General features: G+C 40.8%; 13 protein-coding genes. All 13 read right to left on the bottom strand.

Going from position 1 to position 17138, the window contains the following annotated elements; all coding sequences use genetic code 11:
• Nucleotides 1–273: 273 nt before the first annotated feature.
• Nucleotides 274–1074: an energy transducer TonB gene (locus tag KHZ77_RS05560; RefSeq protein ID WP_295196499.1), complete on the bottom strand. Its 801-nt coding sequence runs from the start codon at nucleotides 1072–1074 to the stop codon at nucleotides 274–276.
• Between the two features lie 199 nt (nucleotides 1075–1273).
• Nucleotides 1274–2743 (bottom strand): hypothetical protein, encoded by a 1470-nt coding sequence (locus KHZ77_RS05555; protein WP_295196497.1) that lies wholly within the window; start codon nucleotides 2741–2743, stop codon nucleotides 1274–1276.
• Nucleotides 2744–2942: 199 nt separating this feature from the next.
• The gene (gene whiA, locus KHZ77_RS05550; protein WP_295196496.1) at nucleotides 2943–3884 is read right to left on the bottom strand and encodes a DNA-binding protein WhiA; all 942 of its coding nucleotides are present in this window, start codon (nucleotides 3882–3884) and stop codon (nucleotides 2943–2945) included.
• Nucleotides 3885–4048: 164 nt separating this feature from the next.
• A complete protein-coding gene (locus KHZ77_RS05545) occupies nucleotides 4049–5398 on the bottom strand; it encodes a gluconeogenesis factor YvcK family protein (RefSeq protein ID WP_295196494.1) in 1350 nt (449 codons plus the stop codon).
• Between the two features lie 5 nt (nucleotides 5399–5403).
• Complete coding sequence (rapZ, locus tag KHZ77_RS05540) at nucleotides 5404–6330, bottom strand: RNase adapter RapZ (protein WP_295196492.1); 927 nt, start codon at nucleotides 6328–6330, stop codon at nucleotides 5404–5406.
• Between the two features lie 47 nt (nucleotides 6331–6377).
• Complete coding sequence (locus KHZ77_RS05535) at nucleotides 6378–7184, bottom strand: Cof-type HAD-IIB family hydrolase (protein ID WP_295196490.1); 807 nt, start codon at nucleotides 7182–7184, stop codon at nucleotides 6378–6380.
• A 245-nt stretch (nucleotides 7185–7429) separates the two neighbouring features.
• Nucleotides 7430–8725, bottom strand: a complete 1296-nt coding sequence (locus tag KHZ77_RS05530; RefSeq protein WP_295196488.1) for an S-layer homology domain-containing protein — start codon at nucleotides 8723–8725, stop codon at nucleotides 7430–7432.
• A 466-nt stretch (nucleotides 8726–9191) separates the two neighbouring features.
• Entirely contained in the window at nucleotides 9192–10463 is a 1272-nt protein-coding gene (locus KHZ77_RS05525) for a putative porin (RefSeq protein ID WP_295196486.1), read from the bottom strand.
• 475 nt (nucleotides 10464–10938) lie between these two features.
• Nucleotides 10939–12243, bottom strand: a complete 1305-nt coding sequence (locus KHZ77_RS05520) for an S-layer homology domain-containing protein (protein ID WP_295196484.1) — start codon at nucleotides 12241–12243, stop codon at nucleotides 10939–10941.
• Nucleotides 12244–12676: 433 nt separating this feature from the next.
• A complete protein-coding gene (locus KHZ77_RS05515; protein WP_295196483.1) occupies nucleotides 12677–13963 on the bottom strand; it encodes an S-layer homology domain-containing protein in 1287 nt (428 codons plus the stop codon).
• An 856-nt stretch (nucleotides 13964–14819) separates the two neighbouring features.
• Nucleotides 14820–15410: a signal peptidase I gene (lepB, locus tag KHZ77_RS05510; protein WP_295196481.1), complete on the bottom strand. Its 591-nt coding sequence runs from the start codon at nucleotides 15408–15410 to the stop codon at nucleotides 14820–14822.
• A gap of 130 nt (nucleotides 15411–15540) precedes the next feature.
• Complete coding sequence (locus KHZ77_RS05505; protein ID WP_295196479.1) at nucleotides 15541–16416, bottom strand: YitT family protein; 876 nt, start codon at nucleotides 16414–16416, stop codon at nucleotides 15541–15543.
• A gap of 165 nt (nucleotides 16417–16581) precedes the next feature.
• On the bottom strand, nucleotides 16582–17046 hold the full coding sequence (locus KHZ77_RS05500) for a hypothetical protein (protein ID WP_295196477.1): 465 nt from the start codon (nucleotides 17044–17046) through the stop codon (nucleotides 16582–16584).
• Between the last annotated feature and the right edge of the window lie 92 nt (nucleotides 17047–17138).

The following is a 17138-nucleotide window of genomic DNA, read 5'->3' as shown; positions in this document are numbered from 1 at the left end:
ACGTTTAGATTATTACAATCTATAAACTGTACCTACAGAAAGGTCTATTAATTCCATACCTTGAAATAATACCGCTCCATTTAGAGCCACTTTATTATACATTTATTGAGATTAATTGTCAATTAATTAGCAATTCACCTAATTACTTAATTACCTATCCAACTAATCTGCTAATTACCTTATCGACTAATACCTTATCAGATAATTACCGTATCAAATAATTACCGTATCAAATAATTACCGTATCAAATAATTACTGTATCAAATAATTATCTAATCAACTAATTGGAATTGCAGTGGTACATCCACCACCTGCGTCTGTCCCGATGCATTCGGATACGGCGTTGCCCGTTCTACGGCCCGTACGGCAGCCTGTTCCAAAATACGGCTGCCCGATGAGCTTACTACCGTGGCAGATAACAAATTACCTCCCCCGTCCAATTCCACGCGAACAGTTACCGAGCCTTCAATGCCTCGTTTAACAGCCTGTGCCGGGTATGTTTTACTGCTATTTACAGCACTCCAAAATCCGTCGCCATCAAAAGAACCGCCGGTGCCATAGCCCGCTCCGTCGCCTTCTCCGTAACCGCTCCCTGCACCGTCACCAATACCGGTGCCACCGCCTGTGCCTGTGCCGGCACCATCATAGTCGCCGCCTACACCTTGACCACCGGCGGAGCCCCTAGGCACACCCATCGTTCCTTGTCCTGCAGTAACTTGAGCTCCCTGTACAGGGACTGTGTCTGTACTGTGAGTCGTTGTAGTTCCTCCTGCCGACATATTATTGCCACCTGCATGACTACCTGCATCAGTACTCGAACTTTCCCCCGAAGCTTTCACATCGTGCATAGCCGCCGTCACACGAGCGGCTATATCCGTTTGCGTCAACGGCGGTGCAAATGAAGTCTTCTCCGCCTGCACCTGATCCTGATTGATAGACAAATCTATTTCATAGGAGTCCTGCTGCAAAGACTGACTCATATGCCATCCGATAATCCCTAAAAAGACGGCTCCCATTATATGTACGCCTAACGAACCGATAACGGCACGGCGCCAAAGAAAAATATGTTCCATTCGTATCACCTCTAATCCACTTGAGCTATATCCCTAATAAATATGAGAATATAACTCATTAAAATAATGATAACAAGGAACAATAACTCCATCTGCTCCAAAAAGACATTTAATTTTCTTACTGATTTTAAGTTCTCTCAAACAAAAAGACGTCAACAGAATTGTTGACGTCTTTTGAATTATTCAGTTATAACTCCAATTAGTTTTTATGTTTTAAAGGAACTAACAGGAATTGTACCGGCAAGTTAGATGCACCGGCTGGCATAAATTCGATATGCAATGTTTGACCACCCTTGAATGTATCAAGGTATTGAGTATCATAAATTGTGCCATTACCTAAATAAGGTTGAGTTGTATTTGGTACTTTATAAATGTCTGTTTGATCCCCATAAGTAAGTCGGAGTGCACCGGAGTACGCACCGCCCAATGGGTTAAAGTACACGGCAAAATCTTCCACGCCGATAGTCGGGAATGCAATGTGATAGCTTACACCATAGTTACCGCGGTTAGTCACAGGCTGGTTATTACTCATTTCATCCACACCGGCTACGAATGGATCTTCACGATCATTGGCCACCATAATAGATACAGGACCTAGGGATGTATCGTATGGTTGGAATAACATGAGTCGGCGTTGTGCACCAAAGTATGTGCCGCGCAATGCTACATCGTCCATTTCCAGATCCTGTGCAGTAATCGCCGCATTTAAAGCCGGCATATCATGAGGCACCATCATAACTTTAGTCCATACAGGACCGGACGTTGTGAAGTCAACAATACCTGAGAATAGCTGATCTTTTAATACAACTACTTTATCTAACTGCGGGAACAAGTCAATGCGGCCCAATGGTGGTAACTGATACGTAGCCACTACTGTTTCCTTCATGTCAGCGCGCTTTTCAATCATTTTCTTGTTAAGTGCAGTTTGCGTTTTAATCTGTTTGTAACGTTCTTTATCCACTACGAGCTGCATCGGTTTCATTGTGCCCGATTCAACTTTTGCACTGTCGCCGTTAACACTTTGAGCTCCGTCAGTTGTTACAGCACCTTCAGCGGCCAAATAACCTGTGGAGGTTACGCTGTTGCCCGTCCCCATAATGTCTCCATTATATTCAGGCACAGTGCCAAATGTATAACGCTTCTGTTCCTCTTTATCATTCGCACTCTTGTTGGATACGCCCGCTGCTGTCAAAGAACGGCCATGTTGTGCCGCCAATTTCCAGTCGTAATTAGCTTCTACTGAGGAAGTCTTCAAATCATCATACGACAATTCGCGACCTACATTAAAGTAATCGGAGCTTGGTGTTGCGTAAATAGCGCGATGCACGGTTACTTCTACCGGTTTATTTTCCTTATTTTCAAGCACAATGGCGATTTTCTGCGGTTCTTCCATTTCATTTACATGATAGAAGAATACACGTCCTGTACCGTTTACAGTACCTGCCGCTACTACACCGCTCTTGTCTACATATTCCGGGCTGTCTGATAAAATCAGCGTATCTTTTTCTTCAGTCAATACAGCAGGCAATGGAACTAAATTAATCGTATTCCAATCCACCGTTGTAGGGGATGCGCCGAATACCATGGACACGCCGCGCAGCCATAATGCACTGGCCAAGGCAAGCCATTTATAACGTTTTCCTGTTTTGTTTGATTTATTGTTTTCCACGATAACAACTTCCTATCTTTTCATTACTACAGACGTTACATCGGTACATTCTCATCAAAGGATTATAAATCCCCGGACTTCTATACTTATACCTATATTATACTATATCCGTTAAAATTTAACATCTAAAGTCAAGACTTAGATTTATATAAAATTAACTTACTATGTATATAATACATTTACAATGTAAAGGTCAAATCTAGACTTCATCCAATCCGGCCGGCTCATATTGAAGTGCCAGTTTTTCCAACTTCTTAAAGCGATGTCCAATACCCGATTTAGACAATTGACCGCCCATCAAATCAGATAATTCCTGCAAACTTGCATCAGGATTATCCAGGCGTACCTGCGCCGCCGTAAGCAATTTATCCGGCAAATCACTGAGCGGCTGATGTCGCTCAATAATGCGAATAGATTCCAATTGACGGACTGCGGCGTTTACCGTTTTTTGTAAATTCGCCGTTTCACAGTTTACCTGGCGATTGATCTGATTACGCACATTTTTAACAACGCGCACTGTTTCAAATTCCATAAGAGCAGACTGAGCCCCCATAATCTGAAGGCATCCTGTTACCGAATCGCCTTCCTTAATGTATACGACGAACTCATCTTTTCGCTCTGTCATGCCTGCGGCAATATGGAATAAGCGAAGTACTTTTACGATAGTTTCGGCAAATTTTTTATTGCCTGTCATAAATTCCAGATGGTAGTCACTTTCCGGTTTATTCACGGAACCACCGCCAAGGAAAGCACCGCGCAAGAAGGCGCGTCGTGTCTCCATGGTCGTTAGCCATTCATCGGGAATATCCTGATCCATAGGCCACAGCGCCAAGTCTTCCAAGGCCGCCCGCCCTTCCGCCGTCGGATCCACCATCAAGGTGTACACATTTTTCTTACGCAAGTTTAACCCGCGGCGAATCAGTACAGATGTGTGCAGCGCATAGTGAGCGCGCAAAATAGACAAAACCCGTCGCGCTACCGCATTGTTGGCCGTCGCCAGGCGAATCCCCACACTGCCCTGACGCCCCAATAACAAGGAGCCACCCATGCGAAGCAAACAAGATGCTTCAACCTTCGCGGACAATACAGTTTCATTCTTGAACTGACAAAGCTCGTTTTTCACGTCTTCCGCAAATGACATTGTCGCTCCTCCTCTCTCTTCTATTTACTCAAAATTTTAAATCGCTCTAATCGCTACAATTTTTAATCACGCTAATTGCTACTTAAAGCCGCTTAAAATTCAACTCATTCATCGTCAAAAGAACTAGCTCAGTAGTCTTCACTCGGCCTCAAGTAACAACAATATTAGCGATCTTCTCGTTTTAAATAGTATTCCAAAATATGTGGATCCAAACCGGATTGGAGCGCATAAATTACGTCCATTACCACTTTGGCCAGGCGCTTGGAGTCATGAACAGCCGTTTCCGGATGTTCCAATAAGGACGCACGTACCGTACGAACGCCTAAATCTTCCAAACGATCCATATCCACTTTTACCGGTTCAGCCCCTGCCGCTTTGTACTTCTTAATAACCGCTTCGTCAAATGGCACGTCATTAACAAGCACTGTATCGATTAACTCAGGACCGCCCACTTTCTGCAATGCTTCCACGTGATCACCGGCTGTGTAACCATCGGTTTCACCCGGTTGTGTCATAACATTACAAATGTAGAACTTCGGCGCCTTCGTCGCCTTAATGTGATCTACGATTTTATCGATTAACAAGTTTGGCATAATACTGGTGTATAAACTGCCGGGACCAAGAATAATAGCATCCGCTTCATCAATAGCGCGCAACGCTTCACCTTGCGGTTGTGGTAACGCCGGTTCCGTATAAAGTCGTTTAATACGCTTATGTACAGTTGGAATCTGGCTTTCCCCTTCTACAATGGTACCGTCTTCCATTTCCGCGATGAGGGAAATATTTTCAATAGACGCAGGAATTACACGGCCCTGCACCTTTAAAATTTTGCTGGCCGCATCCAATGCTTTGTCCACATCGGCGTCGAGTACCTGTGTCAAAGCGGTTAAGAATAAGTTACCGAAGCTGTGCCCCGCCAAGTCGCCTTCACCGCCGAAACGGTAGCGGAACAACTGTTCCATGAGACCTTCTTTTTCAGCGAGGGCTACCAGACAGTTACGTAAATCGCCAGGGGCGATCATTTTAAAGTCTTCACGTAAACGGCCGGACGAACCGCCGTCATCGGCTACAGTTACGATAGCCGTCAAGTTGGATGTATGGACTTTCAATCCACGAAGCAAGGTGGATAAACCGGTGCCACCACCGATTACAACCACTTTAGGCCCTTTGGCCATGCGGATATTTTCGAAAATATAATCCCCTACTTTATCCGTATCGGTAGGAATAATTGCTCTCACAACAGATTTGCCAACCTGCCGAGTACCGATTACCATAAGCACAATGCCGATAATAATACTGACAAAGCCCATTGTGGCAAGTACGGTATAATCATAGGCACCGGTCACTTCGAATACCATGAGCAAAAATAAATCTTCAAAATATGATAGCCACTGATAGTTCATCATCAAGGCCACACCGGCAATAACAAATAGCATACCCAGGCCGAACATAACAAGCCAACGCTTTAATTTCAGGCCCGGCGTAAGCCAACGAAATCCGGACATATGTATCATGTGAATTACTCCTTCACTTCATCGGCTGTTATTTCACGTGGATTACAATCTTCTTCCACATTATTTTTAAACATATCACGATGCTCTACAGATGCGCGATACCCTAAGGTCTGCACATGATTATACAAGGCTTCCGCCATAGCGACGCTGCGGTGCATACCGCCCGTACAGCCGATGGCCACCACGAATTGACTCTTTCCTTCTTTTTCGTAATTTGGCAATAAAAAGTCCATCGTATTGAACATAGTGGACAAGAACTGCTCCGTTACGTCAAAGGAATGAATATAGGCATTAACTTCCGGTACACGCCCCGTTTTATGACGGAACTCCGGATTGTAATATGGATTTGGCAAGAAACGAACGTCCCACACCATGTCCGCATCCAGTGGAATGCCATGCTTAAAACCGAAGCTTACAACAGAAACGGAAATGCCCTGTCCTTTATCATTTAATTGAGAAAATTTCTTACGTAAATAGGCCTTTAACGCACTGGTTTTCATATTCGTCGTATCGATAATATAATCAACTTTCGGGCGAATTGAATCCAGTATTTTACGTTCTTTTTGAAGGCCCAATAAAATACGTCCGTCCGGAGCCAGCGGATGGCTGCGGCGCGTTTCTTTATAACGGCGGATCAATGTTTCATCCGTTGCATCCATAAATACGATTTCATAAGGCACTTTCATTTCCTTCAAGGAATTCAGTGCATCCGACAGGCTTTCAAAAAATTCGCCGCCTCGAATGTCTACCACCAAGGCTACGTGATTTGTTTTTTCACCGGCCTGACGACATAAATTACTGAATTTAGGAATCAATACAGGTGGTAAATTATCCACACAAAAAAATCCCATATCTTCCAATGCCTGCATAACCTGCGTCTTGCCGGCACCGGACATACCGGTTACGATAAGTAAACGAAAATTTCCTTCCACACTCATAACTCCTTTCTACTCTGCTCACAAGGAGACCCTACTCTATATTACTTAAATAAATTTGTTTCAATCCATTTGGCTACGCCGTCATTTTCATTGGATTCGCATACTTCATCGGCGATTTCTTTAATCGGGTCCTCCGCATTGGCGACTGCAATGGCTGTACCGGCGTACTTTAACATGGATACGTCATTTTCCGAATTGCCGAAAGCCACCACATTGTCTGCCGTGATCCCCAATTCTTCGGCCATCGTGTGAAGCGCGTTTCCCTTCGTACTGTTCGTACTGTTAATTTCCAAGAAGTTCACCTTGCTGCGAACAATTTCCAATTTGTCTCCATACATTTCATGTAAGGTATGTCCAATCAGTTCCAAGCGTTCCGGTTCCCCGATAAACAGCAACTTGTTTGGCCCCTTAGTTACAGTATATAGCTCATCGCCTACAGCAACAGCTTTGGCACCTGTCGTTTTTTCGTAATGACGTGATGCATCTGTATCGTGATGGATCAATAATACATCATCCACATAAGATTGCACATACCAATTGTTTTCTTTGGCCAGCTGCAAAATTTCTGTCGCAATCTTTGGCTCAATTACACGTTCCCAAACAATTTCTCCTGACTCAATACGCTGAATCAATCCGCCGGAAAACAGAATCATAGGCAAATCGCCAAGCTCTAACTTGCGACCTACGGGAACTGCCGTCTGATACATACGGCCTGTAGCAATCACAATATGAAACCCACGCTTCTGCGCTTCCTTCAATACCCCCATCGTATAAGCGGACACCGTATTATCATCACGCAATAACGTGTCGTCTAAATCAATAGCCAACAGCTTAATCTCTTTATTCATATACACCCTCATAACTTTTTTACGCGGTAATCTAAAAAATAATCTCTATTACTTAAGTATAACATAAATAGAAAAAAATGAAACAACTTGACTGAAACTAAATGAGATAAAAACGACTTAAATTAAGGATTATAGAAGGCTTATAGAACAAAAGGTTAGAAACTTTTTTGAACACAAAAAAAGAGACAACTCTCGAAAGAGTTGTCTCTTGTAAGTACCTTATGAGGTTTAACTACAGTCTAAAATTAGAATTTGTAGTTAAGTTCTGCACGGTAGTAGTCGCCGTAGTCATTACCGTCTTGGTCTTCACCGTTGAATGCCCAGTAAGCGGACAAACCAACGTTTTTAGCCAATGCATAATCTACAGTAGCCATCCAGCCTTTGTAGTTGCGGTTTTCTGGCTGATTCCAAGTAGAGCTGAATACAGGAGCAGATTTAGCTAAGTCAAAGTATTGACCTTTAACATCCCAAGATCCTGCTTGAGCAATGTCGTAGTTACCGAAACCAACACCTGCTACCCAAGCGTCATTACCTGTGTTTTTACCGTCTTTAGCATCTTCTGCAAATGTAGCATATTCGCCGCCAACCCAAACGTTGTTGAAATGGAAGTCAGCAAAACCGCCATAGATATCGAAGCTATCGCCATCTAAATTAAATGTTTCACTAGTTGCAAATGCCTTAGCATTGTTGTTAGAGAATGCATAGAAACCACCGATTGTAGCATGTTCGCCAAGGTTGCCCTGAGCTTGTAACAATGTTACGGATAAGTTTTCATCTTCAGAAAGACCACGTAAATCGCCTTCTACGAAGTAACCATAAGCAGCCAATGCACTGAAGTTACCGTTATTGTAGGCCAATGCAGCGCCGTCGAAAGTATCATCATAGATTAAACCGTTACCAACGAAAGCGTTGAAACGACCTACGATAGCTGTAGTGTCAGAACCAAACTGATGAGCTACATATGCACGGTCGATATCTACATCAGAGTTTGTAGCACTACCAAATTCATTTTCACCTTTAAGACGGATAACTGCAGAAGTATTTTCGTTTACTTGAGCATTGAACTGTACACGTGCACGGTAATCAAATTTAGATTTTTTGCTATAACCATCTACACCTTTTTTAACGCCATTAAGTTGACCTTTGTTTTCAAAGCCTTGGTAACGAAGACGCATATCGCCAGTTACTTTTACGTTGCCAACTTTATTTTCAAGAGCTGTTACACGAACGCCCAAGTTGTTTAATTCGCTAGCGAATTCGTTAGCCAAACGGTTAATCATAGCTTGTTGTTCAGCGTTAGCACGAGCTTGGTTAGCCATAGCTTTAGCTACCATTTGAGCCATTTCGTAACGAGTGATGTTGTTCTGGCCTTTGAAAGTTCCATCAGGATAGCCATTGATTACACCGGCAGCTGCTAATTGGGATACGCTTTGGTAAGCCCAGTCAGATGGAGTTACGTCGGAGAAAGGATTTGCTGCGAATGCAGTAGTTACGCCTAATACAGCAGTAGCTGCAAGCATAGTTGCAAAACGTTTGTTCATAGTAATTACCCCTTTCGGTAAATACAGAAAAATAAAAAAAATAGATTTCTGCGCACATCCGAGATGTAATTACTAGTCTATATAACTCGATATCCGGAGTTTCCACGTTTCCTCACAGTTCAGTTATACGTCATAGTGATAACATTCTTCAGTTCGCTGAATCTATGGTTATGATAGCACACGAAAAATCAAATGTAAAGCCATTGTGAATTTTTTCGATTCAAAAAACTCTTTTTTCACATTTAGTTTTCAATTAAATTTTTTAAATTTATTTAATAACAAACAAAAAGAAGGCCTTGAAAACAAGGCCTTCTTTCACTCCATATTTTTGAAAACTTAAGTAAATTTTTGCGATAAATTCATTTAGTTTTCTTATTCAATTTAACAAATAAGTAATTTCTTTTTTCAAAGTGTTTACTTTTTACTGACTATTTCTTTACAAGTTAACCTGTTATTTCAGGGATTATTAGAACTTGTAGTTTAATTCAGCGCGATAGTAATCAGGTAAGTCGGTACCGTTCTGATCTTCTGCATTGAATGCATAGTATGCGGAAAGACCTACGTTTTTAGCTAAGGAGTAATCTACGGATGCCATCCATGCTTTATAGTCAGCATTGTATGGTTGGTTCCAAGTAGAGCTGATTACAGGAGAGTTTTTATCTTCATTGAAGTATTGTGCTTTAACGCCCCAAGTACCGGCTTTTTCAATATTGTAATCGCCATAACCGATACCGGCTACCCAAGCACTGCCGTCATCAGCATCTTTGAACTGAGCATATTCACCGCCAACCCAAACTTTATCGAAGTTCATATCTAAGGAACCGCCATAAATGTCATCGTCAAGGTTTTTATTACCGAATGCATAGAATCCGCCCAAGCTTGCATGTTCACCAAGTTTAGCTTTAGCCTGTAATAAAGTTACGGTAGCGTTAGTATCGGAAGATGCATCTTCAAAAGAAGTTGTATAATCACCTTTTGTTGCATAGCTGCTGCCTAAACCACCTTCAACGAAGGAGCCGTAAGCAGCCAATGCGCTGAAGTTGCCATTGTCATAAGCAAGAGCAGCACCATCGAATGTATCATCGTATACTAAACCGTTACCAACGAATGCATTGTAACGACCAACGATACCAGTAGTATTAGCACCGAATTGGTGAGCTACATACGCACGATCGATGGAAACGTCTGTAGAGTTGCTTGCACCATTACCGAATTCATTAGCACCGGAACTTAAACGAACTACTGCAGAAGTATTGTCATTTACTTGTGCATTGAACTGTACACGGGCACGGTAGTCGAATTTAGATTTCTTATCAGTGTCGGAAGAGCTAATTACGCCACCTTTATCGGAACCTTGGTAACGAAGACGAACATCACCGGTAACTTTTACATTGCCTACTTTGTTTTCCAAGTTGGAAACACGAACGCCCAAGTTGTTTAATTCAGAAGAGAACTCATTAGCCAAGCGATTAATCATAGCCTGTTGTTCTGCAGTAGCACGGCTTTGGTTAGCCATAGCTTTAGCTACCATCTGAGCCATTTCATAACGGGTAATGTTATTTTGACCTTTGAATGTGCCATCAGGATAACCGTTGATGATACCTGCAGCTGCTAACTGAGACACACTTTGGTAAGCCCAGTCGTTAGGAGTTACATCAGAGAATGGATTTGCTGCAAATGCAGTAGTTACACCAAGAACAGCTGTTGCTGCCAACATAGTTGCAAAACGTTTTTTCATAATTAAAATCTCCTTTCGGAATTAAAAAATTCTCAAGGATTTCTCAAAATAGTTTTGCAGTTATAAGCATTATAAAGTATCCACGTTTCCTTTACGTCTTATAAACCAGCACCACTATCGGAAAACCTTTTCTGAAATCATAGTACCACTTCGGTACTGAAGATAAGATGAAATTACCGAAAGTTCATTTCAAGTTCATTCTTTTCTATATTTTTCATTATTAATTCATGAAATTAAGATTATTTTCATGATTTTAATGCTGTTTTTATCATTTTTGATGTTGTTTTTATCATTTTTAGCAAATGTCTGAACTTAAATATAAACCGACAAGCTTTATAAGATCACCATTTAGAAAAATATAATATACAAAAAAAGAAGCTTTAAGCCTTCTCCGTCTCCAGAGAAAATCTTAAAGCCTCTTTAAATAATCTTTATATTTTTTATATTATTTTTACTTAGTTTCCCGCATTATAACTTAGAACTTGTAGTTCAATTCCGCACGGTAGAAGTCAGGCATGGATGTACCGTCCTGTTTTTCTGCATTAAATAAGTAATATCCTACTAGACTTAAGTTCTTTTCAAGAGCATAACGACTGGTAACCATCCAAGTCTTGAAGTCAGTTGATTTAGGTTGAACAAATGTGGAAGAAATTACAGGAGAATATTTACCTTCGTCCAAGTATTGAACTTTGAAATCCCAAGTCCCCTGTTTACTCATGTTGAAATTGCCATAACCGGCTCCGGCAATCCAGGCATCAGTATCGCCGCTTCCGTTAATATCATCATTGAAGGTAGCATATTCGCCGCCGATCCAAACTTTATTGAATTTAAGGTCTGCATAACCACCATAAATATCATTATCAAAGCCTTCATTGGCAAGGATATAATAACCCCCCAATGTTACATTATCACTCACTTTGCCGGCAGCTTCAAAAATAGTTACAGTGTAGTTATCGTCTGCAGTGGCCGAGTCAAAACTCTTTCCTTTAAATACACTATTGGTATCATCCCAATCGTAATCATTATGTAAAGTACCGCCAACAAAGTAACCATAGCTTACACCTAAATTTATTTTATCTGTCTTATAAGAAAGTTTAGCAGCATCATAAATATCATCGAATAATAAGCCATTACCAATATACAATGCTTGTCGGCCTAAAGTTAACGATGTGTTGTCACCGAATTTATGATTTACATAAGCCAGGTTAATACGCGGATCTTTAGTTTGATCGGCACCGGTCCCCAATTCAACCATGCCTGTAGTAGCTACACGGATTACTGCCGTTGTATTTTCATTAATTGTGGCACGGAAATTAACACGAGCACGATAGTCGAACTTGGATTTCTTATTAGAATTAGCCTTTACATAATTGTTGGCACCACCTTCAGATGAACCAATATAGCGCAAACGTCCATCGCCATAAATACTTACATTACCCACTTTATTTTCGAGTTCAGTAACGCGAACACCCAAGTTATTCAATTCATCAGAGAACTCATTGGCCAAACGATTAATCATTGCCTGCTGTTCTGCATTGGCACGTTCCTGATTAGCCATGGCTTTTGCTACCATCTGTGCCATTTCAAATCGTGTGATATTGTTCTGACCTTTGAAAGTGCCATCAGGATATCCGTTGATAATACCGGCAGCTGCCAATTGAGCTACACTTTGATATGCCCAATCATTAGGTGTTACATCGGAAAATGGATTCGCTGCAAACGCAGTAGTTACACTAAGAACTGCAGTAGCGGCTAACATAGTTGCAAAACGTTTTTTCATTGTCTTAACCCCTTTCGTTATGCAAAGAACAAAAAATGTCCTCTTCTGCTCTCTCTCTTATTAATAAAACTGTTAAGGCAATGAAATCGTAAGTATCCATGTTTCCTTAATTCCCATTAGCTCTTAAACACCTGCTTACAATAAGTTTACAGAATTTAGACGCACTAATAGTACCATACACATGTCCCTTTGTAAAGGAATAATTCACGTTAATTTCATAGGATTTATTGCATATCAAATTACACTTAAATAAATAATCTTTTGATAGTTTGGTAACTTTTTTATCCAACCACACAAAAAAGCTCGCCTACTAATATCAGCAAGCGAGCTTTTATTAAATCATTTTCAATTTGTTCAATCGAATTTAACCAATCAAGAGCAATACATCCACTTTCGCTTCAGTATGCTACTATTCTAATTTTATCCTATAAAATTAGAATTTGTAGTTAAGTTCTGCACGGTAGAAGTCACCGATATCTTTACCCTTTTGAGTTTCACCATTGAATGCATAGTATGCAGCTAAACCTACGTTATCAGCAATTGCATATTTTGCAGTCGCCAACCAGCCTTTATAATCACGGTTTTCTGGTTGGTTCCAAGTGGAGCTGAATACAGGAGCGGATTCTGCTAAGTCAAAGTATTGAGCCATGATAGTCCAAGTACCTTGTTTTTTCATATTGTAGTTGCCGAAACCGATACCTGCTACCCAAGCGTCATTGCCGCCTACTTTAGCATCTTCAGCAAATGTAGCATATTCGCCGCCGATCCAAACATTATTGAAGTGGAAATCAGCGAAACCGCCATAGATGTCGAAGCTGTCGCCATCTAAGTTAAAGGTTTTGCTAGTTGCAAATGCTTCTGCATTATTGTTAGCGAATGCATAGAAACCACCAATTGTAGCATGTTCACCAAGGTTACCTTGAGCCTGTAACAATGTTACGGAAAGGTTTTTATCTTCAGAAAGACCTTTCAAGTCACCTTCTACGAAGTAACCGTAAGCAGCCAATGCGGAGAAGTTACCATTGTTGTATGCAATAGCTGCACCATCAAAAGTATCATCATAGATTAAGCCATTGCCAACGAAAGCACCGAAACGACCTGCAATAGCAGTAGTGCTGTCACCAAACTGATGAGCTACATATACACGGTCCATACTCACAGAAGTATTGGAAGCATTACCAAATTCATTAGAACCTGTAAGACGAACGACAGCAGAAGTGTTTTCATTTACTGTAGCATTGAATTGTACACGGCCACGGTAATCAAATTTAGACTTTTTGCTATAACCAGGTTTACCTTCTTCAACACCTTTAAGTTGACCGTTATTTTCATAACCTTGGTAACGAAGACGCATATCGCCAGTTACTTTTACGTTGCCAACTTTGTTTTCAAGAGCTGTTACACGAACGCCCAAGTTGTTTAATTCGCTAGCGAATTCGTTAGCCAAACGGTTGATCATGGCTTGTTGTTCAGCATTAGCACGAGCTTGGTTAGCCATAGCTTTAGCTACCATTTGAGCCATTTCGTAACGAGTGATGTTGTTCTGGCCTTTGAAAGTTCCATCAGGATAGCCGTTGATTACGCCGGCAGCTGCTAATTGGGATACGCTTTGGTAAGCCCAATCGGATGGAGTTACATCAGAGAAAGGATTTGCTGCAAATGCAGTAGTTACACCAAGAACTGCTGTTGCCGCTAACATTGTTGCAAAACGTTTTTTCATGGTCTTTACCCCTTTCGGTAAAAAAGAAAATGTTAAAATGTCTTTAGCGGCGTCTTTCTCATCAATAAAAACGATAAAGTATAAAATCAGAAGTATCCACGTTTCCTTCTTCTATTGTAACTTTATCACTTTCTGATGATAAGTTCGCTCCTTAAGACGCCATAATGATAACACGATGAAAATCTAGTTGTAAAGTAAACAAATTGTAAAATTATGTTCGTTTTCAATTGTTCTTTCATTATCATTTAATATCTCATTTTTTCTCTATTTTTTTAAACTTTAAGACTTAATTATGTTTTTAATAATCTTATTTTTGTAAAGTTTCCAATATTATTAATATTAACAACCTATCAATAAAGCCTGTTTATTGATAAGGTTCCATTACTCCCATTTGTATAAAGTAAAGAAATTATAAAATAGTACCATTAAATTGGGCGCTATTATTTCATTTTTCATTTATTCAAATTTCACTCAAAGTATAATTTTTCGTTATTTCTATTATTCTCTATATGCATCTAATGATAAAATTGCATATAATCCTATTTTGTTGAATATATCTTTAATTTACTTATCATTCCCCCTCTAATCATCAAAATTTTAACAGACTGTTATATCTCATGCCCTTTTACTGCCTATTTTATAGGCTTTTTCACTGCTCTTTATCTTTGTCAAACTACTCTGAACTCTATTCTTACAGGCATCGCTTCCAATCTACCTAATAGAAGAATGCTAACAATAAAAACAACCTCCCGAAGTTAGCCGGTAAGGCCAACCTCAGGAGGTTGTTTCTGCATATACGCTTTTTAGTTTTTGTTCGTATGTAATCGGCTTAATCTTTCAGCCAACGTTTTCTATCTTAGATATGCCATACTACATTGCCGATTACGTTTTTAATCGGTACAGGTCCGATGAAGCGGCTGTCGCTGGAGTGGTTACGGTTATCCCCCATTACGAACACATGACCTTCCGGTACGATTACCGGTGCAGTCTGACTGTAGTTCATGGTCGGATCTTTCGTATACGGTTCTTCCAACTCTTTGCCGTTTCGCCAAACATGGCCGTCTTTAAATTCTAATTTATCGCCAGGTAATCCAATAACGCGTTTTACCCACGCATCATGACGTTCCGCATCTTTACTGAAAATGGATAAGTAGTTGGACACCACATCTGTTACATCGTCTTTCCATGTACGTTCGCGATTAACGCGGCTGTCGATGATTACGATGTCATCATAGTTTGGTGTAATGCCGCGAATGTGATCCCATTTGGATACAACCAGGAAATCACCGTTATGGAATGTGTTTTCCATGGATTCACCGGATACGCGTGTAATCTGTCCAACGAAAATGTGAACCAAAATGGCCACTACCAAGGCGATTACGATGGCATACAGCCACTCGCCTATTTCATGTATAATCTGTTTACCGATTGATCTTTCTTCTGCCATAATCTCTTCGAGCTTCGCCCGAACTCCTTTCATCACATCATTGTGACTGCATGAGCAATTGATATGAGCAATTGATTGGACAGTATTTAGTCCCCATTCCATCAATTACGAGTACTGCAAGCAAACGTTTTTAGTGAATGTTCTTCTTGCCGAACTGGCCCCCAAATACATCATGCACGTCAGAAATGGTAATAAACGCGTTCTCGTCTTGTTCATACACAATATCTTTAAGCTTTGTAATTTCAAGACGCGTCACTACTGAGTATAGCACTTTTTTCGGTTCTTTTGAATAGCCGCCTTCACCAAATAATACGGTAACGCCACGGCCCAAGCGATTCATAAGCACTTCGCTGATTTCATCAGGGCTGTCTGTAATAATCATAACGCCCTTGGATTCTTCAAGACCGGTAATGGTCAAGTCGATCATTTTATAGGCTACGAAGTACGCAATCAAGGAATACATTGCGCTGCTCCAGTTATAAACAAAACCGGCTGCACCTAAGATAAAGAGGTTACAAATCATTACGATTTCCCCTACGGAGAAGGAACTTTTCTTATCCCAAATAATCGCAACAATTTCTACGCCGTCCAAAGAACCACCGTTTCGAATAATGAGGCCTACCCCGATACCGAGGATAACCCCGCCGAAAACTGCGGCCAGAAACGGATCGATATCAGGCGGTGTCACCTGATGCATGAACAGGGACATAACGGAAATACATACAACCCCGAAGAGCGTTGCTATGGTAAAACTACGTCCTATCAATTTATACCCGAAGTATAAAAAAGGTAAATTCAAGAGAATTAAGTAAATACTGAATGATACGCCTGTAAGCTCGGTGGCCATCAAGGCAATACCTACTACACCACCGTCGATGATGTTCTTCGGTACCATTAACACATCAAGTCCGAATGTATAAATTGCCGCACCGATTACAATCCATATATAGCGAATTAGAATTTCTTTCCAAGATATTTTTTGTGCTTTTTTAACAGCTGCTGCCATTAATTATCTCCCTTCCTATAAATCAATTTTATTCGTTCCTATACTATTATCAATGATATATCCATTTTTTTCAATGTTTTATTTACAAAATATTGAATTTTTTTGAAAATTTATAGGATTTAATTACAATATATGGAGTATTTTGCAAGATTAGCCCCTTAATAATCATGTTTCAAGCTTTTTCTCGTTCAAATACCGCTCACCGATTACCCAAGCGGTAAAGTCATCTACGGGCTCCGGCGGATAGAGCATGCCTTTCGGAATTAATCGTTTCAATCCTTTTGGCGGATTCCATTCAAAGTAACGAACCCGGGCTTCTTCCGTCGTGTGTTTTTCATCGGTCAGCGTCGCTTCCTTGCCAAATTCTTTAGCAGCCTCTGTAAGAACCTTAAATACGGCCTGATGGTTTGTTCCATTACCACACACAATGCGCTCAATCGCGCTATAAGCCCCGAGCAGGTCTGCACAGTACTTACCTACCGTCTCCGTGGGTACAATGGCCTTACGGAGCAAACAACTGTCTTTTATGGCTACCAGAGCCACACCGGTCTTCTCCCGCCCCGGATCTACTGCAATAATAGAGGCTGTTTCTTTTACTATATGTTCATCCGGCAATGTATGCTGCGTCATAGCCGCTCTCCTTTCACATGAATCGTCCTATTTTTATATAATAATATGTTTCCCGTGTACTGACACCACTACTCATTACGTATATTAACAAT

The organism is Veillonella sp., from assembly GCF_018364065.1.
Taxonomy (GTDB): Bacteria; Bacillota; Negativicutes; order Veillonellales; family Veillonellaceae; genus Veillonella_A.
This window is presented reverse-complemented; position numbering and strand designations above follow the sequence as displayed.